At 69.3% G+C, this 22,885-nt stretch carries 22 protein-coding genes and 1 pseudogene; 9 read left to right on the top strand and 14 right to left on the bottom strand.

The window, feature by feature from the left end; translation table 11 throughout:
- Positions 1-26 precede the first annotated feature (26 nt).
- The 3 genes and pseudogenes from AC07NI_RS20090 to AC07NI_RS20080 form a co-directional block, all read left to right on the top strand.
- Positions 27-386 carry a c-type cytochrome gene (locus AC07NI_RS20090; RefSeq protein WP_494622390.1) on the top strand — a complete coding sequence of 120 codons (360 nt, stop codon included), beginning with the start codon at positions 27-29 and terminating at the stop codon, positions 384-386.
- 24 nt (positions 387-410) lie between these two features.
- On the top strand, positions 411-893 hold the full coding sequence (locus tag AC07NI_RS20085) for a cupin domain-containing protein (RefSeq protein ID WP_494622389.1): 483 nt from the start codon (positions 411-413) through the stop codon (positions 891-893).
- Positions 894-924: 31 nt separating this feature from the next.
- A pseudogene (locus tag AC07NI_RS20080) lies at positions 925-1,044 on the top strand (hypothetical protein); the annotation flags it as partial.
- Between the two features lie 10 nt (positions 1,045-1,054).
- On the opposite strand, the gene AC07NI_RS20075 reads toward AC07NI_RS20080, so the two are convergent.
- Positions 1,055-1,873 (bottom strand): 3-keto-disaccharide hydrolase, encoded by an 819-nt coding sequence (locus AC07NI_RS20075; protein ID WP_494622388.1) that lies wholly within the window; start codon positions 1,871-1,873, stop codon positions 1,055-1,057.
- 178 nt (positions 1,874-2,051) lie between these two features.
- Between AC07NI_RS20075 and AC07NI_RS20070 the strand changes: the two genes are divergently transcribed.
- Both AC07NI_RS20070 and AC07NI_RS20065 read left to right on the top strand, forming a co-directional pair.
- Complete coding sequence (locus AC07NI_RS20070; protein ID WP_494622387.1) at positions 2,052-3,800, top strand: FAD-dependent oxidoreductase; 1,749 nt, start codon at positions 2,052-2,054, stop codon at positions 3,798-3,800.
- A complete protein-coding gene (locus tag AC07NI_RS20065) occupies positions 3,800-4,369 on the top strand; it encodes a gluconate 2-dehydrogenase subunit 3 family protein (protein ID WP_494622386.1) in 570 nt (189 codons plus the stop codon). Before AC07NI_RS20070 ends, AC07NI_RS20065 begins: the two co-directional genes overlap by 1 nt.
- A gap of 13 nt (positions 4,370-4,382) precedes the next feature.
- Here the strand turns inward: AC07NI_RS20065 and AC07NI_RS20060 are convergent, their stop codons facing one another.
- The 5 genes from AC07NI_RS20060 to sapA form a co-directional block, all read right to left on the bottom strand.
- Positions 4,383-4,574 (bottom strand): hypothetical protein, encoded by a 192-nt coding sequence (locus AC07NI_RS20060; RefSeq protein WP_494622385.1) that lies wholly within the window; start codon positions 4,572-4,574, stop codon positions 4,383-4,385.
- Between the two features lie 66 nt (positions 4,575-4,640).
- Positions 4,641-5,276 carry a pyridoxamine 5'-phosphate oxidase family protein gene (locus AC07NI_RS20055; RefSeq protein ID WP_494622384.1) on the bottom strand — a complete coding sequence of 212 codons (636 nt, stop codon included), beginning with the start codon at positions 5,274-5,276 and terminating at the stop codon, positions 4,641-4,643.
- A gap of 52 nt (positions 5,277-5,328) precedes the next feature.
- Entirely contained in the window at positions 5,329-5,760 is a 432-nt protein-coding gene (locus tag AC07NI_RS20050; protein WP_494622383.1) for an OsmC family protein, read from the bottom strand.
- Positions 5,761-5,849: 89 nt separating this feature from the next.
- Positions 5,850-6,065, bottom strand: a complete 216-nt coding sequence (locus tag AC07NI_RS20045) for a DUF5961 family protein (protein WP_494622382.1) — start codon at positions 6,063-6,065, stop codon at positions 5,850-5,852.
- 106 nt (positions 6,066-6,171) lie between these two features.
- A complete protein-coding gene (sapA, locus tag AC07NI_RS20040; RefSeq protein ID WP_494622380.1) occupies positions 6,172-8,163 on the bottom strand; it encodes a protease SapA in 1,992 nt (663 codons plus the stop codon).
- A gap of 267 nt (positions 8,164-8,430) precedes the next feature.
- Here sapA and AC07NI_RS20035 point away from each other — a divergent pair, with 267 nt between their 5' ends.
- On the top strand, positions 8,431-9,648 hold the full coding sequence (locus tag AC07NI_RS20035) for an OmpA family protein (protein ID WP_494622378.1): 1,218 nt from the start codon (positions 8,431-8,433) through the stop codon (positions 9,646-9,648).
- Positions 9,649-9,900: 252 nt separating this feature from the next.
- On the opposite strand, the gene mnmC2 is transcribed toward AC07NI_RS20035, so the two are convergent.
- The 3 genes from mnmC2 to motA form a co-directional block, all read right to left on the bottom strand.
- Positions 9,901-11,637, bottom strand: a complete 1,737-nt coding sequence (gene mnmC2, locus AC07NI_RS20030) for a tRNA (5-methylaminomethyl-2-thiouridine)(34)-methyltransferase MnmC2 (protein ID WP_494622376.1) — start codon at positions 11,635-11,637, stop codon at positions 9,901-9,903.
- Between the two features lie 90 nt (positions 11,638-11,727).
- Positions 11,728-12,078 (bottom strand): hypothetical protein, encoded by a 351-nt coding sequence (locus AC07NI_RS20025; RefSeq protein ID WP_494622375.1) that lies wholly within the window; start codon positions 12,076-12,078, stop codon positions 11,728-11,730.
- Positions 12,079-12,157: 79 nt separating this feature from the next.
- Positions 12,158-13,024, bottom strand: a complete 867-nt coding sequence (gene motA, locus AC07NI_RS20020) for a flagellar motor stator protein MotA (RefSeq protein WP_494622373.1) — start codon at positions 13,022-13,024, stop codon at positions 12,158-12,160.
- A 136-nt stretch (positions 13,025-13,160) separates the two neighbouring features.
- Here motA and AC07NI_RS20015 point away from each other — a divergent pair, with 136 nt between their 5' ends.
- Positions 13,161-14,474 carry an MFS transporter gene (locus AC07NI_RS20015; RefSeq protein ID WP_494622371.1) on the top strand — a complete coding sequence of 438 codons (1,314 nt, stop codon included), beginning with the start codon at positions 13,161-13,163 and terminating at the stop codon, positions 14,472-14,474.
- Here the strand turns inward: AC07NI_RS20015 and fixK are convergent.
- A complete protein-coding gene (fixK, locus tag AC07NI_RS20010; protein ID WP_494622369.1) occupies positions 14,471-15,112 on the bottom strand; it encodes a transcriptional regulator FixK in 642 nt (213 codons plus the stop codon). The two genes, AC07NI_RS20015 and fixK, sit on opposite strands and share 4 nt — an antisense overlap.
- A 155-nt stretch (positions 15,113-15,267) precedes the next feature.
- On the opposite strand from fixK, the gene fixT reads away from it, so the two are divergent.
- Positions 15,268-15,576 (top strand): oxygen-responsive sensory/signaling system negative regulator FixT, encoded by a 309-nt coding sequence (fixT, locus tag AC07NI_RS20005; RefSeq protein ID WP_494622368.1) that lies wholly within the window; start codon positions 15,268-15,270, stop codon positions 15,574-15,576.
- Here the strand turns inward: fixT and fixJ are convergent.
- From fixJ to cydD, 4 genes are all read right to left on the bottom strand, one after another.
- The gene (gene fixJ, locus AC07NI_RS20000) at positions 15,573-16,193 is read right to left on the bottom strand and encodes a response regulator FixJ (RefSeq protein ID WP_494622366.1); all 621 of its coding nucleotides are present in this window, start codon (positions 16,191-16,193) and stop codon (positions 15,573-15,575) included. The genes fixT and fixJ overlap by 4 nt on opposite strands.
- Positions 16,186-17,664, bottom strand: coding sequence for a PAS domain S-box protein (locus AC07NI_RS19995; protein ID WP_494622364.1), 1,479 nt, complete (start codon positions 17,662-17,664; stop codon positions 16,186-16,188). Before AC07NI_RS19995 ends, fixJ begins: the two co-directional genes overlap by 8 nt.
- A 328-nt stretch (positions 17,665-17,992) precedes the next feature.
- Positions 17,993-19,582 carry an amino acid ABC transporter ATP-binding/permease protein gene (locus AC07NI_RS19990; RefSeq protein WP_494622362.1) on the bottom strand — a complete coding sequence of 530 codons (1,590 nt, stop codon included), beginning with the start codon at positions 19,580-19,582 and terminating at the stop codon, positions 17,993-17,995.
- Positions 19,579-21,189 (bottom strand): thiol reductant ABC exporter subunit CydD, encoded by a 1,611-nt coding sequence (gene cydD, locus AC07NI_RS19985; protein ID WP_494623321.1) that lies wholly within the window; start codon positions 21,187-21,189, stop codon positions 19,579-19,581. The genes AC07NI_RS19990 and cydD overlap by 4 nt, the downstream gene beginning before the upstream one ends.
- A 123-nt stretch (positions 21,190-21,312) precedes the next feature.
- On the opposite strand from cydD, the gene AC07NI_RS19980 reads away from it, so the two are divergent.
- Positions 21,313-22,878, top strand: a complete 1,566-nt coding sequence (locus AC07NI_RS19980; RefSeq protein WP_494622360.1) for a cytochrome ubiquinol oxidase subunit I — start codon at positions 21,313-21,315, stop codon at positions 22,876-22,878.
- Positions 22,879-22,885 lie beyond the last annotated feature (7 nt).

Raw genomic sequence — 22,885 nt, 5'->3', positions numbered from 1 at the left:
CCATCCTCCGACGGAGAGTTCTTTCGATGAAGTATCCGCTTATGCTCGCCGGCGTCCTGGCCGCGATGGCGACCGGCGCCGTCGCCGGGCCCACCGGCCAGCAGGTGTTCGAGCAGCGCTGCACGGTCTGCCACTCGCTGCAGCCCGCGCCGGGCAAGATGGGCCCGCCCCTGGCCGGCGTCGCCGGCCGCAAGGCCGGGACCGCCCCGGGCTTCGCCTACAGCACCGCCCTGAAGGGCTCGGGCATCACCTGGACCCCGGAAGAACTGGACGCCTTCATCAAGGCGCCGGGCAAGAAGGTTCCGGGTACGAAGATGCTGCTGGGCGCGCCGGATGCGGAACAGCGCGCGGCGGTGATCCAGTATCTGTCGTCAGTGAAGAAGTAGGCTGGGAGAGCCGCGATGAAGACGATGGCGAGAGCCCTCATGATCTGCGCGACGGCGTTGCTGCTGGCCGCGCCAGGCATCGCCGGCGCTCAAGCCGCCGACCCGACCGGCTTTGCTACCGGCGCGGATGTCCAGGCGCAAACCCGCGACATGCTCGCCACGATGAAGCCCGACCAGGGGTTCATGTGGCGCCCCCTGGTCCGCGACGGCGCGACCGTGGCGGCGATCGAGATCTGGAAGAAGCCGGGCCGCCCCGCCGTCCACCCCGATCAAGCGGAATACGCCATCGTGCTGGAAGGCGCCGGCACGTTGGTCTCGGGCGGGACGCTCGTCGATCCGAAGGTCAAGAACCCCACGCTCACCGACGGAGACAGGATCGAGGGCGGGACGACGCGGACGCTGGGCCCCGGCGACGTCATCCTGGTGCCCGCCGGCGTCCCCCACTGGTTCGGGATCACCGGCGAGCGCTTGGTCCTGCTGGGTATCAAGCTGCCCGGCGCGAAGTGACGACGCGCCCTTAGGGTTCGGACCCCAAACTTGTCATCCCGGCCGCAGCGAAGCGCAGAGCCGGGACCCAGGGGCAGCCGCACTGCGCCGGCCCCTGGGTCCCGGACAGCCTCTGCGAGGCTTCCGGGATGACAAGATTTTAGAGCGTTGAAGTGCGGTGCTCAGCGCGCCGTCAGCTCCTGAATCTGGATGTTCTTGAACTCGATCGGGTGGCCTTCGCTCTGTAGCGCGATGTAGCCCTCGGTCACCGGCTTCGCGCCACGCGCCAGGATGTAGGGCTTGGCGCCGGCGGCGACGGTGTCGTCGGGGTCCAGCATCACGTCGGCATAGTGGTGGACGGCCACGCCGTTGATCTTCTGGGTGATCTGGCCGTTGGGCAGGACCTCAAGCTCGGCCTGGACCCAGGTCCCATCGGGGATGGTCGGGGCGTTGGCCGAGACGGTGCAGTGCTCCTTCACCTTGGTCCCGTCGATGGTGATGGTCAGGCCCGGCGTGCAGACCGAGCCGGTGGGGCGGGGCGCATCGCCGTCCTTGCCCAGCAGCTGGAACTCGATCGAGACCGGGAAGGGCTGCTCGACCGTCATGCTCTCGGCGCTCTGGCTCAGGAACATGATCCCGCTGTTGCTGCGCGCCCAGGCCGGGGTATCGGCCAGGCCGCCCTCGGTCAGGAAGCGATAGGTCAGCTTCAGGCGATAGGCCTTGAACGGCGTCTTGTAGAAGAGGTGCCCGAACTGGCCGTCCAGCTTGTCGTAGCCGGCGTAGGACACGCGGATCACGCCGTGATCGACGACGAAGGTGTCGTGGTAGTTCTCGCCGACCGGATGCTTGGCGACCTTGGCCGTCCAGCCGTCCAGGGTCTTGCCGTCGAACAGCGACCGCCAGGGGCCGGCCTTCACGTCCTGCGCATTCGCCGCGCCCGCGCACAGGGCCAGCATAAGTCCGATGGTAGCGATACCGGCGCGAATGGTCGATTGGCTCATGGTTTCCTCATCCCCTCCCAGGCGCTCGGCGATTTTGTCGTGAAATGCCGAGCTTTCTTGCAATGTAACCCATTTCATGGAAGCCTCCAGGCAAGAATGAAGGGTTCGCCGAGGTCGGGGCGTCGCGTTGCTTAAGGCTTCCGGCGTGGTCCATCGAGCGACCGCAAAGGGAGCGAACATGGCCAATCTGAACGGCCGCGCGCGGCGTAAGAACACTTACGACGCGATCGTGGTGGGTAGCGGTATCACGGGCGGCTGGGCGGCCAAGGAGCTGACCCAGAAGGGCCTGAAGGTCCTGGTCCTCGAGCGTGGCCGGATGGTCAAGCATCTGGAGGACTATCCGACCGCCGTCCTCGATCCCTGGCAGACCAAGTACCCGCAAGGCCAGCTGCCGAACGCCGAGCTGGACGCGCACTACCAGGTGCAGCGCCGCACCGGCTACACCATGACGGAGTACAGTCAGCACTTCTTCGTCAAGGACGACGAGAACCCCTACACCGAAGAGAACCGCTTCGACTGGATCCGCGGCTATCACGTCGGCGGCCGCTCGCTGACCTGGGGCCGGCAGAGCTATCGCCACAGCCCGATCGACTTCGAGGCCAACGCCAAGGAGGGCATCGGCGTCGACTGGCCGATCCGCTACGAGGAACTGGCGCCCTGGTACGAGCACGTCGAGCGCTTCATCGGCGTCTCGGGCCAGCACGAGGGTCTCAGCCACTTCCCCGACGGCCACTACCAGCCGCCGATGGAGATGAACTGCGTCGAGAAGGCCTTCAAGGCCAAGTCCGAGGCCCGCTTCCCCGAGCGCCGCGTCAGCATCGGCCGCACCGCCCACCTGACCGATCCGACCGAGGAGCAGCTGAGCCTGGGCCGCACCAAGTGCCAGTACCGCAACCAGTGCATCCGCGGCTGTCCGTTCGGCGGCTACTACAGCTCCAACTCCGGCGGGCTGGTGGCGGCCGAGCGCACCGGCAACATGGTCATCCGCCCGAACTCGATCGTCACCGAGCTGGTCTATGACGCCAAGGCTGGCAAGGCGACCGGGGTGCGGATCCTCGACGCCGTGACCAGGCAGGAGGAGGAGTTCCACGCCGACGTCATCTTCCTGTGCGCCTCGGCCCTGAACTCGGCCTGGATCATGATGAACTCGACCAGCTCGCGGTTCGAGAACGGCTTCGGCAACGGCAGCGACCAGCTGGGCCGCAACGTCATGGACCACCATCTGGGCGTCGGGGCGTCGGGCGAGGCGCCCGAGTTCGCGGACATGTACTATTCGGGGCGGCGGCCGAACGGCATCTACGTGCCGCGCTTCCGCAACCTCGGCGACGCGGCCACCAAGCGCACCGACTACCTGCGCGGCTTCGGCTATCAGGGCGGGGCGTCGCGGCCGATCTGGGATCGCGATCTCGGCAATCGGGCCAAGGGCGCCAAGGGCTTCGGCGCGGCGCGCAAGACCGCGCTGACCCAGCCCGGTCCGTGGAACATGGGCCTGGGCGGCTTTGGCGAGATCCTGCCCTACGAGGACAACCGCATCACGATGAACCACGCGGTGAAGGACGCGTTCGGCCTGCCGACCCTGTCGTTCAACGTCACCATGCGTGAGAACGAGATGGCCATGCGCCGCGACATGCAGACGGCGGCGGTCGAGATGCTGGAGGCCGCCGGCTTCAAGAACGTCAAGGGCCACGACGGCGGCTACGCCCCGGGTCTTGGCATCCACGAGATGGGCACCGCCCGCATGGGCCGCGACCCGAAGACCTCGGTGCTGAACGCCCACAACCAGGTCCATGAGTGCAAGAACGTCTACGTCACCGACGGGGCGGCCATGACCTCGGCCTCGTGCGTGAACCCGTCCCTGACCTACATGGCCCTGACCGCCCGCGCCGCCGACCACGCGGTGAAGGCTCGCAAGCGGGGAGACATCTGATGCTGAACCGACGTGACACCCTGCGCGGCCTGGCCCTGGCGGTCGGCGTCGCCTCGACGGGCTGGGCGCAGCGCGCCTTGGCCGCCGCCGCGCCCGCCCCAACCCTGACCTGGACCCCGACGGCCCTGACCGCCGACCAGGCCCGGTTGCTCGACGTGGTGGCCGAGCTGATCATCCCGGCGACCGACACACCCGGGGCCCGCGAAGCCGGCGTCCCGCAGTTCGTCGACCGCGCGGTCGGCGACTATTACGACAAGGGGCAGGTCGAGCAGCTGCTGGGCGGCCTCTCGCGCATGGACGCCGACGCCCGCGCCGCGCATGGCGACGGCTTCGTGACCCTGGCGCCCGAGCAGCAGGTGGCCTTGCTGACGACCTATGACCAGGAGGCCGGCGCCGCGCGCGGGCAGGGCCAGTCACACTTCTTCCCGGTTCTGGAGGACATGGTCACGGTCGGCTACTTCACGTCCGAGGTCGGCGCGACCCAGGCCCTGAAGTACGAGCCTGTGCCCGGCGCCTATCACGGCTGCGTGCCGCTGGCCGAGATCGGGCGCGCCTGGGCGACGCGTTAGTGGAGAAGGGAGCCTAGACCGGCTCCCCAACCGCCTGGAAGCTGGCCGGGTCGAGACCCTCGTCGACGCCCTTCACGTACAGGCCCTCGGCGTGGTGGTGGTAGTCCTCGACCTCGTAGACCTGGCCGGAATAGACGCCCAGGTGGGGCAGGCTGACGCCGGTGCGCAGCAGCATGTCGCCTTGACGGAAGATGCGTTCGTTCATCGTGGGTCCCTCTCCTGCCCGCACAGGGTGCGGCGCCGAGGCCGATCACGCCAAGACACGACTTTGTCAGTTGCCGGAAGGGAACGATCCCAAGCGATCGCGCAACTGCTGGTTTTCCGCCTCCAGCGCGCTCAGCCGTTCGCGCAGCGGCGCGACCGCGTGGGCGATCTCGGCCTCGGTGAAGCGGGGCACGATGTGCTGCGGGCAGTTCCAGTCGAAGGCCGCCAGCCGCAGGCGGAAGATCCGTTCGGGCCGGGCGCGGTAGCCCGGAACCGCGACCCGCGCCATCAGGTCGGGCTCGGCGTCCAGGGCCAGGCGCTCGGCGTGGGCCAGGATCTTCAGGCGGGCGCGGCGGGGATAGTCGACCAGGATCAGGGCCACGCGGTCGTTGGCGTCCAGATTGCCCGTGCTGATGTACTGGCGGTTGCCGGCATAGTCGGCGAAGGCCAGGGTCGTCTCGTCCAGCACCTTGAGGAAGCCGGGCGGGCCGCCGCGATGCTGCACATACGGCCAGCCGGTCTCGGACACGCTGGCCATGTAGAAGCTGTCGCGCTCGGCGATGAAGGCGACTTCGTTCTCGGTGAAGGCCTCGGACACGCGATCGACCGCGCCGGGCGTCCACAGATGGTCGACGCCCATCTCGGCCTGGGCCGCGCGCACGCTGGGCGAGCTGGCCAGGTCCAGGAAGCTGTAGTGGCTCATGGAGCAGTCTCCCGGCGTCGCACCCGGACGGAGCGCGACGCCGGAAAGGATCCTATTCGATCAGGCTGGCGTCGAGGGTGATCTCGGCGTTCAGCAGCTTGGAGACCGGGCAGCCGGCCTTGGCCTTGGCGGCCAGCTCGTCGAACTGGGCCTGGTCGGCGCCGGGGATGCTGGCCTTCAGGGTCAGGTGCGAGGCGGTGATGGCGAAGCCGCCCTCGACCTGTTCCAGCGTGACCTTGGCCGAGGTGTCCATGCGGTCGGCCTTCAGGCCGGCTTCGCCCAGGATCAGCGACAGGGCCATGGTGAAGCAGGCCGAGTGGGCGGCGGCGATCAGCTCCTCGGGGTTGGAGCCGGGCTGGCCCTCGAATCGGCTGGCGAAGCCATAGGGATAGTCGGTCAGGGCGCCGCTCTCGGTCGAGATCGAGCCCTTGCCGTCCTTGATGCCGCCGCTCCAGGCGGCCGAGCCGCTTCTGACGATCTTCATGTCGGGTACTCCAGGTGGGGGAATGACGAGCGGCATCCACCATGCCCGGGCCGATGCGGCTTGAAGGAAACCGGCTTTTCGTAGGCAGCCTAGCCGCAGGGCGCGGTCTCGCCGGTCTCCAGGTCCACGCGGAAGCACTGCTCGCGACCGGTGTCCTCGTCGCGGACGATGATCGACAGGTCGTCGCCGTCGGCGTCGTGGGCGAAGTCCTCGACATAGGCGATGGCGGCCGCCTCGGGACTGGCTTCGTCGACGGGGCGGGCGTGGTGACCGTGGAGGTGCAGGGCGCGGACGGTGAAGGGCATGAGGCTGTAACGCGTCGGAAGGCGATCGGGATTCATCGCATGCGAAAACGGCGGCGGGATTGAACCCCGCCACCGCTTCGTTTCGTGCCGACTGGAAGCTGTCGCCTCAGATCAGATTGTATTCCGGCTTGGCGTAGGTCCCGATCAGGTCGACGCCGTAGACATTGTGCGTCAGCTGGTCGGCGAAGAAGGCGTCGGCCGACTTGGCGTAGACGCCGACATGCTCGTTCTCGGCCGCCGCCAGCAGGAAGCCGACCATGGCCGCCTTGGTGCCCTGGCCGTTCGCGCCGTCCCGGCCATAGTAGGCCAGGTAGTCGGTCCGGGTCATGCTGCCGCTGCCCAGGGTGACCGTGGCGTCCAGCAGGTCGTGGACCTTCTGGTCGGTCGGGGTCGCGCCGAAGATGCTGGCATAGGCCTTCTTGGTGGCGTCGAAGAGGCTCAAGGACCCGTACGAGGCGCTGAAGGCCGAGGCGCCTTCGCCGTTCTTGCCCAGGTTCACCGCGAAGTTGATGAAGCGGTTGATGGTGTCGAACGACTGGTAATAGGCGCTGTTCAGGTTGTTCTGGTTCGCGCCGTTCGGGTCGACCAGATAGTCCATGCCGGTCGCCGTCGGCGTCTTGCCGGTGAAGAACTGGTAGGAGAGGGCGGCCACCGCGCTGGTGCCGATCGCGGCCTTGGTCACCAGGCCGAGGGCGTCCGTGTAGCTGGTCCCCGAGGCCATGGCGCCGGCGATCGACTTGGTCATGGCGTCGGCGCCGGTGCTGAAGGTCTGCAGGCGCAGGACGCTGGCCATGGCCGAGGCCACGCGGCTGTCGACGATGGCGATGGCGCGGTCCGAGAACTGCAGGCCTTCGATATTGGTCAGGCTGTCGGCGCCATCGACGCCGGCGTTGTCCTTGACCTGCCAGCCGCCGGTGGCGAGCGCGCTGATGGCGTAGTTGGCGAACCGTCCGGCATAGGCGGCGGTGTCCATGCCCGCGCCGCCGTCCAGGACGTCGTTGCCCTGGCCGCCGGTGATGCGGTTGGCGACGGCGTTGCCGATGATGGTGTCGACGCCCGAGCCGCCGATGGCGTTCTCGATGATCGCGCCGATGGCGATGGTGACGTTGCCGGTCGAGCCGCCGACGCTGGAGAAGAAGCCTTCACGCAGGTCGATCGTCTGGGCGGTCTTGTAGCCGGAGAAGTCGAAGGTGTCGGTGCCGCCGGCGTCCCAGGCGGCGAACACCAGCTTGGTCGACGACGAGGTGGCCGAGAACCAGTCGCGGTCGGCGGTGGCGTTGAAGCCATAGACCGTATCGCCGGTGCGGGTGGTCATGTTGGCGCCGTAGGCCATCTGGGCGGCGGCGATGTCGTCCAGCAGCGGGGCGGAGGCATAGACCCCGCCGAACGAACCGCCGGTGTTGCTCTCGCCGAAATAGGACATCACCGTGTACTGACGGCTGTCCTCGTAATAGGAGGCGCTGGCGCCGTAGCTGATCGAGCCGCCGGTGCCGGCATTGTATTCGGACGGGTGGGCCAGGCCGATGGCGTGGCCGATCTCGTGGACCAGCACCATGCCGCCATAGTTCGAGGCGCTGGGGTTGCTGTTGTAGCCCAGGCTGGAATTGATCCAGACGTCGCCGGAGCGGCTGCTGGCCTGGGCGTTGCCCGGATAGTAGGCGAAGGCTGCCGAGCCGGACTCGCCGGTGCTGTAGTTGCCGAACAGGATCGAGGCGCTGTCGCTGTAGGCGGCCGGGCCCGAGATTCCGACGCCGGCGCGCACGAAGGTGACGTTGGCCACGTCCGACCAGCCCTGCAGGGCCTTCTCGGCCTGGAGGATCTGGGCGCTGTTGAATTGCGAGAAGCCGGCCGTGTCGCTGGGCATCGTGGCCGGGGCGGAGGCGCGGTAGGCGTAGGTCACCGTCGCGGCGACATTCAGGGCCGGGCCCCAGCCGGGCTCGCCGCGCAGCAGCTGCGAGGCCGCCTCGGCCACGGTCAGGCTGTCCTTGCCGGCGACCACACCATCGCGGGCGTCGGCGTTGACGAAGCTGTTCGGGGTCTGATCACCCGTGATCGTCACGGGTTCCAGGTCGGCTACGGGAAAAGGTTCAATACTCACGGACATACTCCACTCGCCCAACGCCAGGAGTATGTAGAATCGGGATTTCCCCTGCAATCTCGGCTATTTGCGACATCTGCGCGCAGTTGTCCGGCCAAGCTAAGCGCTGCCGGACCGCCCCTCTGCCCGCGACCATTTTTACAATTGACCTGCCTCTGTGGCGTTTGTGCCACACCTGAATCCGTGAAGTGCGCGTTTGTCGTGCTGAGGTCCCGGGGACGTGTCGGGCCCGCGACATACGACAGAGACTAGAGAGGGTTTTTACACATGAATATGCGGTTGCTTGCCGGCGTCGCCTTGATCGCGCTCGGCGCGGCCTCGGGCGCTTCGGCTCAAAGCGCCCTGAGCGGCTTTTATGTCGCGGGCGATGTGGGCTACCACGAGCCGAGGGATGTGAAGGCCACGTCCTCGAACGGCTATCAGTGGAATTTCTCGGGCGACAAGGACTGGGCCGGCTTCGGTCGCTTCGGTTACAAGTTCACCCCGAACTGGCGCGTGGAAGCCGAATACGGCTATCGCCCCAGCGATCAGAAGAGCGTCCGTGGCAATGGTCTGGCCGGCGCTCAGCCGATCGGCCTCTGCACCCCGGGCGTCGGCCGCTCGCCGGCCGCGCCGGACTGCGGTGAGATCGACGGCAGCCTGAAGGCCACCACCCTGATGGCCAACGTGATCTTCGATCTGGCCCCGGGCGGCACGTTCAACCCCTATATCGGCGCCGGCGCCGGTACGGCCTGGGTGCACAACAAGGCCTATGGCCAGCTGTCGGGCGTTCCGGCAGGCGGCGCGCGCTTCCAGAACACCAACTTCGACGACGTCGACCAGGCCTTCGCCTACCAAGGCATCGTGGGCGTGGGTTGGAACTTCGCCGAGAACTGGTCGATGGACCTGACCGGCCGCTACCTGGAAACCAAGAACCTCAAGTGGGGTTCGGTGACCCAGAACACGGGTCCGGCCGGTGGTTCGATCACCGACGTCGGCACCTTCTCGGGCAAGTACAAGGACGCTTCGGTGACCCTGGGTCTGCGCTACACCTTCGGGTCCGCGCCGCCTCCGCCGCCCCCGCCGCCTCCGCCCCCGCCGCCGCCTCCCCCGCCGCCCCCGCCGCCTCCCCCGCCCCCGCCGCCGATGCCGGCCGCTCCGGCGTATGAAGCGCGCGAGTTCGTGGTCTACTTCCCGTTCGATCAGTCGATCCTGACGCCGGAAGCTCAGGCCGTGGTCCAACAGGCCGCCGAATACGCCAAGGGCGGCAACGCGACCAAGGTCGTGGTGACGGGTCACACCGACACCTCGGGCTCGGACAAGTACAACCAGAAGCTCTCGGAACGCCGCGCCAAGGCCGTCGCCGATGGCCTGGTCAGCCAGGGCCTGAACGCCACGGCGCTGGCCGTCGACTGGAAGGGCGAAAGCGCTCCGGCCGTCGCCACCGGCGATGGTGTCAAGGAACCGCTGAACCGCCGTTCGACGGTCTCGATCAACTTCCAATAAGGAAGTCCCGATCGAAGGATTTGGGGGCTGGCCGAAAGGCCGGCCCCTTTTTCTATGGGCGGAGGGAGCCTGAAACGGAAAGACGCTCCCGATGGGGCGTCGGGAGCGTCCGATCCGGCGGACCAAGAGGGCGGAGGACCGCCGTCACGAAAACCGGCAAATAGGGGCGCCGGCCTCATGTGGACTTGAGCGGATTAGGAAGCGCGGGAACGGCAAAGGGTCCGTCGCGAGCGCTCCGATAACCGTGTTCGACTATACGCCGATACGCGTGTCGGGCGAGTCGAAACGGCGGGACTCGGTCAGGTGCGACAATTGGCGCGGCAGAGGCGAGGGGATGTCCAGCGCCCGGGCGACCAGATGCTCGGCCAGCAGCGGCGCCAGGCAGAAACCGCGCGAGCCCAGGCCCGTCAGCACCAGCACGCCGTCGTCGCGGATCCCGGCCAGCGGCAGGCGATCGGGCGTGGTGGCGCGGATGGCGGCGCGGCCTGCGAAGGGCTTGCCGGCCAGGCGCGCGGCCAAGTCCGGCAAGCCCTTGGCCAGGGTCTCCAGATTGCGGGCGTGGTCCTCGGGGCGGACGTCGGTGGCGGTCTGGTCGCGGTCGTGGGTGGCGCCGAACAGCACGCCGGTCCGGGTGGGGACGGCGTAGCCGCCGAACGCCGTGGCGGCGGTGGTCTCGCCATCGGTCCAGCTGGCCTGGCCGCGCACGGGCTTGAGGCGGATCTCGGCGGCGAGTTCGCCAGTCACCGCGCCGCCGGCCAGGGCCACGCGGTCGGCGGTGAGGATCAGTGTGCCGGCCTCGTCGAACAGGTTCCAGCCTTCGCCTTCACGCTCAAGGCGGGCGACACGGCGGCGGATCACGTTTCCGAACCAGGCGGTGGTGACCACGGCGGGCTCGATGACGAGGGCGCAGGCCATGGCCAGGGCGTCGTCGCGCAGGACCATCGTGTCCGGCTCGAACAGGTTCTGCTCGGCGACCTTGGCGAAGCGGGCCGGGTCGCGGTCGCTGGCGGGCAGTTGCGTCACCTCGCGGGCGATGATCGCGTTGGGCTCGGCCTCGTACAGCGTCACGGCGCGGCAGAAGGCCTGGGCGTACAGCGCCGCGCGCGGACCGCCGCCAGCGTCGAGCGCCGGGGTGACCAGGGCGGCCGGATTGCCGGAGGCGGCGACGCCGTCCGGATCGTCGAGGACGGTGACGGTCAGGCCTTGCGCGTGAGCGGCGCGGGCTAGCGATGCGCCAGCGATACCGCCGCCGATGATCGCGAGGGTTTGGGGGCGCGGCACGGTCTCACGCTCGCCGGGCAGCCAGGCTTCCAGCCGTTCGCGCTTGCGGCCGAAGCCGGGGCGCTTGGCGATCTCGAAGCCGGCGGCTTGCAGGCCGCGTCGCACGGCCCCGGCCACGGTGAAGGTCGCCGCGCGGACACCGGGGGCGGAACGTGCGGCGACCGCGGCCAGCACCTCTTCACGCCACATGGCCGGGTTTAGGGCCGGAGAGAAGCCGTCCAAGAACCAGGCGTCGGCCGCGCCGTCCCAGGCCTCCAGCGCCTCGATCACGTCCATGACGGCCAGGTCCAAGGTCGCGTCGAAGCCGGGCAGGTCGATGCGGTGGAAGCCGCGCGCCTTGCCGGGCCAGTGGTCCAGCAGCACTTGGGCGGCCTCGCCCAGCTCGGGCCAGTGGGCCAGGATGCGGGCGGCCTCGTCGCGCGCCAGCGGGTGGGCCTCGATCGAGAAGATGTGCAGGCGGGCGCCGGCCGGCTTCTCGCGCCGCCACAGGTCGAGCAAGGCGGCGATGTTCAGCCCCGAGCCGAAGCCCAGCTCGCCGACCGTGAAATCCTGGCTGAACCGTTCCGGCAGCCCGCAGCCGGTCAGGAACACCGCCCGCGTCTCGGCCAGGCCGTCGACGCTGGAGAAGTAGACATCGCCATACAGGCTGGACTGCGGCAGGCCGTCCTCGCGCCAGATCAGCGGGCCGGTAGGGGCGGTGGGGTTCATGGGGCTGCTAGAGCGCCGGGAGGCGGCGGGCGTCAACGAAAAAGGGCCGCCCGAACGGGGCGGCCCTTCTGGATCGCGATCCGGAGAGGCTTAGTGCCCCGCCTTCTTCTCTTCCGGCTTCGAAGCCGCGTCAGCAGCGGCCGTGGCCGAGGTCGCGGACGGGGTGCTCGTCGCGCCCGTGGCGGCGGCGTCGTTGGCGGTCTGGGTGGCGGCGTCCGCCGGATCGGCCGGAGCGGCGGCCGCGTCGGCGGCGGCCTTGTTGGCGTCGGCGGCGGCCTGGTCCTTGGCCGAGGCGGCGTCGGTCACGGTGGAGGCGTCGGCGGCGGCGGCCTTGGCGGCGGCGCTGTCGCCCTCGGCGTCTTCATGCTTGCCGCCGCAGGCGGCCAGCGACAGGGCCGAGACGGCCACGCCGGCGATGATGAGTTTGCGGATGGTGCTCATGAGGTGTCCCCTAAACGTCGTTGACGGCAAGGAATACCGGTTCGAAAGCGCGTGCAAGTTACGACGCGCTAACGTGCGCCTACTCGTTGGGGATCTGCGACAGCGCCTCTTCCAGCTCGGCGAAGCTGGGCTGGGCGGGCGAGGGCACGTTGCCGCGGCCGATCTCGACCGAGATCTGGGCGGCGTTGCCGTGCAGGTGGGCCACCAGGACGGCCTGGATGATCTTGTAGAAGGCGCCGTCCTCGTTGACGACGGCCTGCAGGCGCGTGGCCATCGGGCCGACGATGCCATAGGCGATGAACACGCCCAGGAACGTACCGACCAGAGCGCCGCCGATCATGCCGCCCAGGACGGCCGGCGGTTCGGTGATCGAGCCCATGGTCTTGATGACGCCCAGCACGGCGGCGACGATGCCCAGGGCGGGCAAGGCGTCGGCCATGCTCTGCAGGGCGTGGGCCGGCTCCAGCGCCTCGTGGTGGTGCTTCTCGAGCTGCTTTTCCATCGCGTCCTCGACCTGGTGGGGATCCTCCAGGTTCATGGTCATCATCCGCAGGGTGTCGCAGATGAAGTCGACGGCGAAGTGGTCGTGGGTGACCTTCGGATAGCGGGCGAAGATCGTGCTCTCGTGCGGCTTTTCGATGTGGCTTTCCAAGGCGATGACGCCCTTGGACTTCATGGTCTTGGTCAGCAGGAACAGCAGGGACAGCAGGTCGCGATAGTCGGCGGGCTTCCACTTGGGGCCCTTGAAGATCTTGCCGAAGCCGCCGGCCGTGCCCTTGATGACGACCATCGAGTTGGAGATCAGGAACGCGGCCACGGCCGCGCCGAGGATGGCCATCAGTTCGTGCGGGGCGGCTTCGATGATGACGTCGAGCTTGCCGCCACCCATCAGGTAGCTGCCGAACACCATGCCGAACAGCAGGACGATGCCAATGATCTGGAACATGGTGGTGTGGCCGACCCCGAGAATGAAGCCGCATGATCGCGGTTAATGATTAATCCAAGGTTCTCACGCCGCCGACTCCCGGTCTGTGACCTGCGACACATTGCGTGCGACGCTTGCGGGGTCTAACAACTGTTTGATGACTGGGGAGTCCAAAGAAGCGCGGGACAACCGCGGGGCGTTCGCCATCCTCTTCGGCGTGTCGGTGGCGACCGCGATGGGGAACAACGGCATGCTGTCGGTGCTGCCGGCCATCGGCCGCCAGATCGGCATCCCCGACGCCATGGTCGCGGCCATCTTCTCCCTTTCCGCCGTGCTGTGGGCGATCACCTCGCCGCTGTGGGCCCGGCAGTCGGACCTGCGCGGGCGCAAGCCGCTGATCCTGCTGGGCCTGGGCGGCTTCTGCGTGTCGATGCTGCTATGCGCCCTGGTGGTGTCGGCCGGCCTGCATCACCTGGCCCCGCCGATGGTGATCTTCTTCGCCTTCCTGCTGTGCCGGGCGCTGTTCGGGACCTTCGGCTCGGCGGCCAATCCGGCCACCCAGGCCTATATGGCCGAGCGCACCAGCCGCGAGGAGCGCACCCAGACCATGGCCACCCTGGCCGGCGCCTTCGGCCTGGGCACCGTCGTGGGGCCGCTGCTGGCCCCGCTGTTCGTGCTGCCGGGCGTGGGACTGGCCGGACCGATGTTCGCCTTCGCCCTGCTGGCGGCGGTGATGCTGGTCGTGGTCCAGCGCGGCCTGCCCGAGACCTTCAAGCCGGGCAACGCCGACACCCCGCCGCGCCGGCGCATTGGCCTGCCGTGGCGGGGCGGCGACGCGGCCTTGTGGAAGGATCCGCGCCTGAAGCCCTTCCTGATCTTCGGTTTCCTGGTCGCCGCCTGCCAGACGGCCCAGACCCAGACGCTGGGCTTCCTCATCATCGACAAGCTGGGCCTGCCGCCGGTCAAGGCGCAGGGCTACATCACCCTGGCCATGGCGGCCGGGGCCGTGGCGGCGCTGCTGGCCCAGTGGGGCCTGATCCGCATGTTCCGCATGGGTCCGCGCGACCTGATGCGCTGGGGCGTCGGCTGCGCGGCGGTCGGCAATATCGTGGTGGCCTTCGCGCCCGACTACGCCGCCGTCGCCATCGGCTACGCCATCGCCAGCCTGGGCTACGGCTTCGCGCGGCCGGGCTTCACGGCGGGCGCCTCGCTGTCGGTGGAGGCCAAGGACCAGGCCGGCGCGGCCGGGGCCATCGCCGCGATCAACGGCCTCAATGTCGTGGTCGCGCCGCTGTTCGTGCTGCTCTACGAGCGCATCGGCTGGGGCCCGTTCGTGCTGAACGCGGCGATCCTGGCGGCGCTGGTCGTCTACGCCCTGCGCCAGGCGACCTTGCGGGCGGTCGACAAGGGCGGCCCGACCGAGGAAGCGACGATCGCCGGGCTGGAGCGGTCGGACGAGGGCGGGGTCTAGTCGACCTTGCGCTCCAGGGCCTTGCGGTCCTTCAGCACGATGTGGCGAACGGTCGGCAGGGCGATCAGGCCTTCTTCCTGCAGCGCCGTCAGCGTCCGCGACACCGTCTCGATCGTCAGGCCCAGATAGTCGGCCATGTCTTGGCGGCCCATCGGCACGTCCAGTTCGGCGCGGGCGTTGGTGCGCTCGGCGATGTCGAGCAGCAGGCCCACGACCCGCTCCTGGGCCGAGCGGCGGCCCAGCATCAGCACGTGGTCCTGGCTGCGCTGCAGGCCCTCGGCGGTCAGGCGGAACAGGGCCCGGGCGGCGTCGCAGCGCTTGGACGCCAGGTCGCTGAGCGCCCCGCGCCGGATCATGCGGATGCTGGCGTCGGTCAGGGCCTCGGCGGTGATGCGGTGGGTCTCGCCCATCTCCAGGCCGAAATACTCGCCGGCGAAGTGGAACTCGTCGATCTGCCGGCGGCCGTCGCGCAGGATGCGGTAGGTCCGCACCGCGCCGGTGACCACCTGGTAGACATAGTCTGCGGCCTCGCCCTCGCCGAAGATCTCCTCGTCGCGCGAGAAACGCGGGCAGGCGCCCGGAATGGCCAGGACGTCGATGGTGGTGGGGACGGCGTCGATGCGGAGCGGAGACAGCATGGAAAGACCCTTCTGTTGGTAGGGTCATGCGCCTTTTCGCGGCGGCGGGACATTCGGGAGGCGCGCCTAAGGAAACCCCCTTACGCGGCCCTGCGGGTGGGGGCGTTTTGAGGCGGATCAACTCCCGGCGGCGCGCGCGCGGGCAGGATGATGCGATGTCGAACCGTCCCCTGATCCTGCTGCTCGTCGAGGACGAGCCCCTGCGCGAGGCGCTGCGCTTCTCGCTGGAGATCGAGGGTTATGCGGTAGGGACGCGCCCGGACGGGAGGCCGGTGGCGGCGGTGGTGATCGACGATGGCGGCGAGGCTTGGCCCGATCCCATTGAGGGCCGCCCGACCATCGTCCTGACCAGCGACGCAGAGCGGCTGGTGCGGCGCGGTGTGCGTGGTGTGTCGCTGGTGGAGAAGCCGCTGCTGGGCGACGCCCTGAGCCGCGAGCTCTCCACCGTGCTGGGCCGGGCTTAAGCGCCGCCCCGCGCCGACAGCGTCATCCGCACCAGGGCCGCAAGGTTGTCGGCCTGCATCTTGGTCATCAGCTTGGCGCGGTAGATCTCCACCGTCCGAGGGCTGATCCCCAGTTCCCGGGCGATGACCTTGTTGGCATGCCCCGCCACCACGCCGTCCAGCACCTGGCGTTCGCGTTCGGACAGGGTCTCCAGGCGGTGGAGGATGGCGGCCTGGTCGTCGGTGACCGGGGCGGCTTCGGCGGCCTTGATGGCGCGGCCCAGGGCGTCCAGCATCCGGGCGTCCGAGAACGGCTTCTCGATGAAGTCCACGACGCCCGAGCGCATGGCCTCGACGGCCATCGGGATGTCGCCGTGGCCGGTGATCATCACGATCGGCATCTTGACCTTCAGGGCCGCCAGCCGCGCGACCAGCTCCTGGCCGCTCATCTCGGGCATGCGCACGTCGGTGATCACCACGCCGGGCTTGGCGTCCGGCAGGGCCTCCAGGAAGGCCGGGGCGCTGGCGTAGGACACGACCTCGAAATCGGCCGACTCCAGCAGGAAGGCCAGCGACTCGCGAGCGCTCTCGTCGTCGTCGACCACGTGCACGACTTGGGGCGTGGCGGCGTCACTCATCGACGGTTTCCTTCTTGTGATCGGCGGGCGGCAAGGTGAAGCGGAACAGCGCCCCGCCGCCGGGATTTGCCTCGGCCCAGATGCGGCCGCCGTGCGCCTCGATGATCGAGCGCGAGATCGACAGGCCCACGCCCATGCCCTGCGGCTTGGTGGTCATGAACGGCTGGAACAGGCGCTCTCGCACCTCGTCGGCGATGCCGGGGCCGGTGTCGGCGACGCTGACCTGCGACCAGCCCTGGTCGGTCACGGCGCTGGTGATGGTCAGGGCCTTGCGGCGCGCGCCGCTCTCCTGCATCGCGTCGATGCCGTTACGGATCAGGTTCAGCAGCACCTGCTGCACCTGGACCCGGTCGGCATAGACGTCGTCGGCGGCCGCATCGAGCGACAGGCGCACATCGACCTGACGGTCGCGCTCGCCGATCAGAGCCAGCGCCGAAGCTTCCTCGATCAGCTTGGACAGGCTCTCGTCGGCCCGCTCGCTGGCCCCCCGGCGGACGAAGTCGCGCATGCGGTGGATCACCTCGCCAGCCCGCAGCGCTTGGGTGGCGGCGCGATCGATGGCGTCGCGGACCTTGGCCTGGTCGGCCTCGCGGCCCCGGTCGATCAGGCGGCGCGAGCCGGTCAGCAGGTTGGCGATCGCCGACAGCGGCTGGTTCAGCTCGTGAGCTAGGGTCGAGGCCATCTCGCCCATGGCCGTCAGGCGCGAGACGTGGATCAGCTCGTTTTGCAGCTCCTGCAGGCGGGTCTCGGTTTCCTGGCTCTGGGTCAGGTCGCGGATGAAGCCGGTATAGGAGGGCGTCGAGCCCTTGGTCTCGCCGACCGCCAGCTCCATGGGGAAGGTCGAGCCGTCCTTGCGCTGGCCCACCACCACGCGGCCGACGCCGATGATCCGCTTGTCGCCCGTGCGGTGGTAGCGCGAGATGTAGCCGTCGTGGGCGGCGGCGTGCGGCTCGGGCATCAGCATCTTGACGTTCTTGCCTAGGACCTCGTCCTCCTTCCAGCCGAACATCCGCTCGGCGGCGGGGCTGAACGAGGTCATGATCCCGGCGCGGTCGATGACCACCACGCCATCCGGAACCGTGTCGAGGATCGAGCGCAGGTGGTCGTTGACCGCCGCCTCCCGCCGCCGGGCGGCGTGGAACCAGCCCCCGCCGACGGCCATGCCGAAGCCGACCGACAGGAAGATCGCCGCGCACAGGCCGCTGACCAGGTTGAACGGGATCTGCCGCGTCACCCACCAGACGCTGCCCCAGGCGAAGGTGGTGGCGAAGGCCCCGGGGCCGAGACCCCCCAGCGCGGCGCTGACCAGCACGGCCGGTACGAACAGCAGGAACGACGAGGGCGCGGTGAACGCCGCCGGCAGGTACAGGCGCGCCACCGCCGTCGCCATCACCGCGGCGAAGGCGGCCAGATAGGCGGTCGGGTGCGGATCGCTGTACAGGGTCGAGGACAGGCCCCGGGCAGGCTTCATCGGTGTTCCCAGTCTGGAGCTCTTATAGCCGGCCGGGTTTGAGCCAGGTCAAGGCGGGGTCATTGCGTAGGCCGGAAGCTCGCCGCTCCAAGCAAAGAGGAGCTTCCGATGTCGGGCGGGCAAATGGCGTATCTGGGTCTGGTGATCACGGCGTTCTCGGCGTTCGCCGTGGTGCTGTTCGTGACCTACATCCGGGTGAACATGAAGTAGTCGGGGCGCTCCCAAGTCGAGCTGGGAGCTCCTCCACCCCCGATTTCCCCGGCGAACGCCGGGGCCCAGATCCATCCGGAGCCTTTGGGGTTTTCGCGACAGCCCTCGCGTCCAATCCTCAAGCGTTGGTGGGTTCGATCTGGGCCCCGGCATTCGCCGGGGAGATCGGGTTTTTGTTTGCCTTCATTTCAATGCGGCGTCCGCACACCGTCGCCGGCGCCGCGCGGTGGCTGACCAGCACCAGGCCTTGGCCGGTGCGGTCCAGGCGTTCGCGCAACCGCTCCATCACTAGGGCTTCGGTCGCCGCGTCCAGGCCCTCGGTCGGCTCGTCCAGCAGCAGCCACGGCGCATCGCGCAGATAAGCCCGCGCTAAGGCCAACCGTCGGCGCTCGCCGCCGGACAGGCGCTCGCCGTCGTCGCCGAGATAGGCGGCCAGGCCCTTCGGCGCGGCGCGGACGCGGTCGGCGAGGGCGGCGGCTTCGAGCACCTCCCACAGCTGGGCGTCGGTCGCCTTGGGCGCGGCCAGGCGCAGGTTTTCGCGCACGGTGCCGGCGATCAGGCCGGCGTCCTGCGGCAGCCAGGCGAAGGTCGAACGGGGCAGGGCGGTTTCGCCGCGCAGGCCCAGCAAAGTCTCGATGGCGGTGGTCTTGCCGCAGCCGGACGGGCCGACGACGGCGAGGCGTTCGCCGGGGTTCAAGGTCTGGCCGAGGATTGTCAGCGCGGGGACACCCTCACGCTCCGGTGCAGGCTTCGGCTGATGCTGGAGGATCGCGTCCAACCGCTCGCGCGCCTCACGCGCCGCGCCGTCCTGGTCGAAGGCATGGGCGAGGCCCGCCAAAGCGTCGACGCTCATGGCGGCGGCCAAACCGGCCAACGCGGCCAGCGGCGCGCCAGCCGGGGCGGCGCTGGCGACGGCGGCGGCGACGGCCGCGCCCAGGATCGCCGCCTGGCTCATCAGAATCAGACCCTGGGCGCGGGCGGCGGCGAGGCGGGCGGTGTCGAGTTCGGCGGCCTTGACGTTCAGGGTCTCGCCGGCCCAGGCGTCCAGGCCGTAGGCGCGCAGCTCGGCCGAGGCGGCGACCAGGGCTGCGGTCGCATCCTTCAGCGCTCCGACCTTGGCCTGGACGGCGGCGCGGGCCGGGGTGGAGAAGCGCTTGGCCAGGGCGCGGGCGATCAGGATCGCGGCGCTTGCGGCGAGCAGGATCACCACGGCCGGCAGCCAGCCGGCGAAGGCGGCCATGACCAGGCCCGAGCCCAGGCCGGCGACGGCGCTCCATGGCGCGGAGAGACGGACGAAGCGGGTCTCGATGGCGTCGACGTCCTGCACCAGCCGGGCCGAGGCCTCGCCGCGCGACAGAGTCAGCGACTCCGAGGGCGGGGCGGCGGCCAGGCTCTCGAACACCGCCGGGCGGATGGCGGCCAGGGCCCGCAGGGCGGCGGCGTGGCCGGACAGGCGCTCGCCGTAGCGGGCGGCGGTGCGCAGGATGGCCAGCAGGCGGATCATGGCGCTGGGGATCAGCACATTGAAGGTATGGGCCACGGCCAGGCCCGCCAGGCCGGCGGCGGCGCTGGCGACGATGAACCAGCCCGACAGGCCCAGCAGGATGGTCGAGGCCGCGCCCACGACCACGGCGCTGGCGATCGCCAGCCGCAGGGCGCCGGCGCGCTCGCGCTTCTGGGCCTTGATGAGCGTGTCGAGCGGGCTCACAGGCGGATCACCTGGTCGGCGAGGGCGGCGACGGCCTCGGAGTGGGTGGCGATCAAGGTCGTGCGGCCCTTGGCGGCGGCGCGGATGGCGGTCAGCAGTTCGGCCTCGGCCTTGGCGTCGAGATTGGCGGTCGGCTCGTCCAGCAGCAGGATTGGGGCGGGCTTCAGCAGGGCGCGCGCCAGGGACAGGCGACGGCGCTCGCCGCCGGACAGGCCGCTGCCGCGCTCGTCGAGCTTGAAGTCGAGGCCGCCGGGGCGGTCGAGGATCAGGCCCACGGCGCGGGCGGCTTCCTCGATCTCGGCGCGGCTGGCGTCACGGCGGGCCAGGGCAATGTTGTCGGCGATCGAGGCCGGTAGGATCAGCGGCGACTGCCCGGCCCAGGCGATGTCGGTCCCGCCCTCGATCCGGATACGGCCGGCGGTCAGGGGCGCGAGGTCCAGCAGCAGGTTCAGCAGCGAGCTCTTGCCCGCGCCGCTGGGACCGACGAGGGCAGTGATCGTCCCGGCCTGGGCGACGAGGTCGAAGCCGTCCAGCGCCGGCGCGTCGGCGTCGGGATAGTGGACCGTGACGCCTTCGAAGCGGATGGTCGGGGCCTCGCCCGGCGTAGAGGCCGGCTTCTCCGCTGGTGCCTCGAATGTCGCGAGGCTGGCCGATGCCGCCTCCGCCGCCTGGCGATCATGATAGGCGGCGGCGAGGCGGCGCATTGGGGCGTAGATCTCCGGCGCCAGGGCCAGGACGAAGAAAGCGCGCTTCAGGTCCAGGGTCTCGGGCGCCGGGAAGGGCAGCAGGCGCAGCAGGTTGAAGCCGCAATAGACCGCCACCAGCGCCACCGACAGGGCCGCGAAGAACTCCAGCGCCGCCGACGAGATGAAGGCCACGCGCAGCACGCGGATGGTGCGCTCGGCCAGTTCCGAGGCCGAGCGGCGCAGGGCGGCGGTGGTCGTCCCCTCGGCCTGGAAGGCCAGCACCACCGGCAGGGCGCGGACGCGGTCGAGGAACAGGCCCGACAGGCGTTCCAGGGCCAGGAACTGGGCGCGGCTCTCGGCGGCGGCGGCCGTGCCGGCCAGGATCATGGCGGCGATGAACGGCAGCAGCGTGCCCAGCATGATCGCGGCGCTGATCGGGCTGGCGATCGCGGCGACGGCGATCATCACCAGCGGCAGCACGGCGGCGGCCATCCGCGTGGGCAGGAAACGGGCGAAGTGGCCGTCCAGCGCCTCGACGCCCTCGACCAGGGCGGTGGCCGCTTGGCCAGACGGACGTCGCGGGCCGGCGAAGATGGAGCGGGCCAGATCGGCGCGGACGCCGGCCTTGGCCTGAGCGGCGGCCTGGGCGCCGGCCTCCGTGGCCAGGCGGGCCAGCACGCCGCGCAGCGCGCCGGCCACGACGATGGCCAGCAGGCAGAGGCTCAGAATCAGCGGTCCACGCTGGCTCGCGATCGCATCGACGCCGAACGCCAGCCCCGCCGCGAAGCCGATCGCGGCCACGCCGTCCAGCAGCACGAACGCCCGCGCACGGCCCATCGCCGGGCCGCCCTGGCGACTCGTCGCGTCAAGCCACGCCTTTGGCTCTACGGAAAGACCAATCTGTACTATTCGGGCGCCCATGGGTTGAGTGTAGGCTGCTTTCATCCGGAAGCCTTGATCCTGATCAAGGACCGGGCGGTTGCGGTGGTCTAGGGATGAGCCCTCGATCGGCGTGATCATCGGCCGTTCGTCTCGGAGCTGTCCATGGACCCCGCCGTCATCGACCTGTCGCGCCTCCAGTTCGCGCTGACCGCCCTATACCACTTCCTGTTCGTCCCCCTGACGATCGGGCTGAGCTTCATGCTGGTCATCATGGAGAGCGTCTATGTGATGACCAAGCGGCCGATCTGGCGGACCACGACCCGGTTCTGGGGCGTGATGTTCGGCATCAACTTCGCCCTGGGCGTCGCCACCGGCCTGACCATGGAATTCCAGTTCGGCATGAACTGGTCCTACTACTCGCACTATGTCGGCGACATCTTCGGCGCCCCGCTGGCGATCGAAGGGCTGATGGCCTTCTTCCTGGAGGCCACCTTCGTCGGGCTGATGTTCTTCGGCTGGGACAAGCTGAAACCCGTCAGCCACCTGTTCGTGACCTTCATGGTCGCCCTGGGCACCAACCTGTCGGCCCTGTGGATCCTGGTCGCCAACGGCTGGATGCAGAACCCGATGGGCGCGGCCTTCAACCCCGACACTATGCGCATGGAGGTCTCCAGCTTCCGCGACGTGCTGTTCAACCCGGTCGCCCAGGCCAAGTTCGTGCACACGGTCAGCGCCGGCTACACCATCGCCTCGGTGTTCGTGCTGGGCGTCTCGGCCTGGTACCTGCTGAAGGGCAAGCACAGCGGCGTGGCCAAGCGGTCGATGACCGTGGCCGCCGCCTTCGGCCTGGCGTCCTCGCTGTCGGTCGTCGTGCTGGGTGACGAGAGCGGCTACGCCCTGACCGACAACCAGAAAATGAAGCTCGCGGCCCTGGAGGCCATGTGGGAGACCGAAGCCGCGCCCGCCGGCCTGACCGCCTTCGGCATCCCGGACCTGAAGGAGCGCAAGACCCACGCCGAGATCAAGATCCCCTACGTCCTGGGCCTGATCGCCACCCGCAGCTTCGACAAGCCGGTGGAGGGCATCTTCTCGCTAGTCGCCAAGGCCGAGGACCGCATCGAGAGCGGCGTCGTCGCCTATGGCGCGGTCGAGGCGCTGAAGGTCGATCCGAACAACATCGCCGCCCGCGCCACCTTCGAGCAGCATCGCCGCGACCTGGGCTACGCCCTGTTGCTGAAGCGCTATGTCGCCGATCCGCGCCAGGCCTCGCCCGCGCTGATCAAGACGACCGCCTGGGACGCGGTGCCCAACGTGCCGGTGATGTTCTGGAGCTTCCGGATCATGGCCGGGATCGGGGTGCTGATGATCGCCATGTTCGCCACGGCCTTCGTGCTGGTCACCCTGCGCAAGCACGACACCAAGTGGTTCCTGGTCATCGCCGTGGCGGCCATCCCGCTGCCGTGGATCTCGACCGAGCTGGGCTGGGTGCTGGCCGAGGTCGGGCGTCAGCCCTGGGCGGTGGACGGCGTGCTGCCGACTTTCCTGGGCGCCTCCAGCCTCTCGGTGCCACAGCTGCTGACCAGCATCACGATCTTCACCCTGCTGTACGGCGCGCTGGCCGTGGTCGAGGTCGGCCTGATCCTGCGCGCCATCAAGAAAGGCCCGTTCGCCCAGCACGACCCCGTCCCGGACGGGGAACCGGCCGAGCCCGAACCGGCCGTGGCCTAAGGAGACC

This window comes from Caulobacter sp. GW821-FHT10E02 (genome assembly GCF_059415225.1).
Note: the sequence above shows the minus strand (reverse complement) of the source record. Positions and strands in the feature narration are given on the sequence as shown.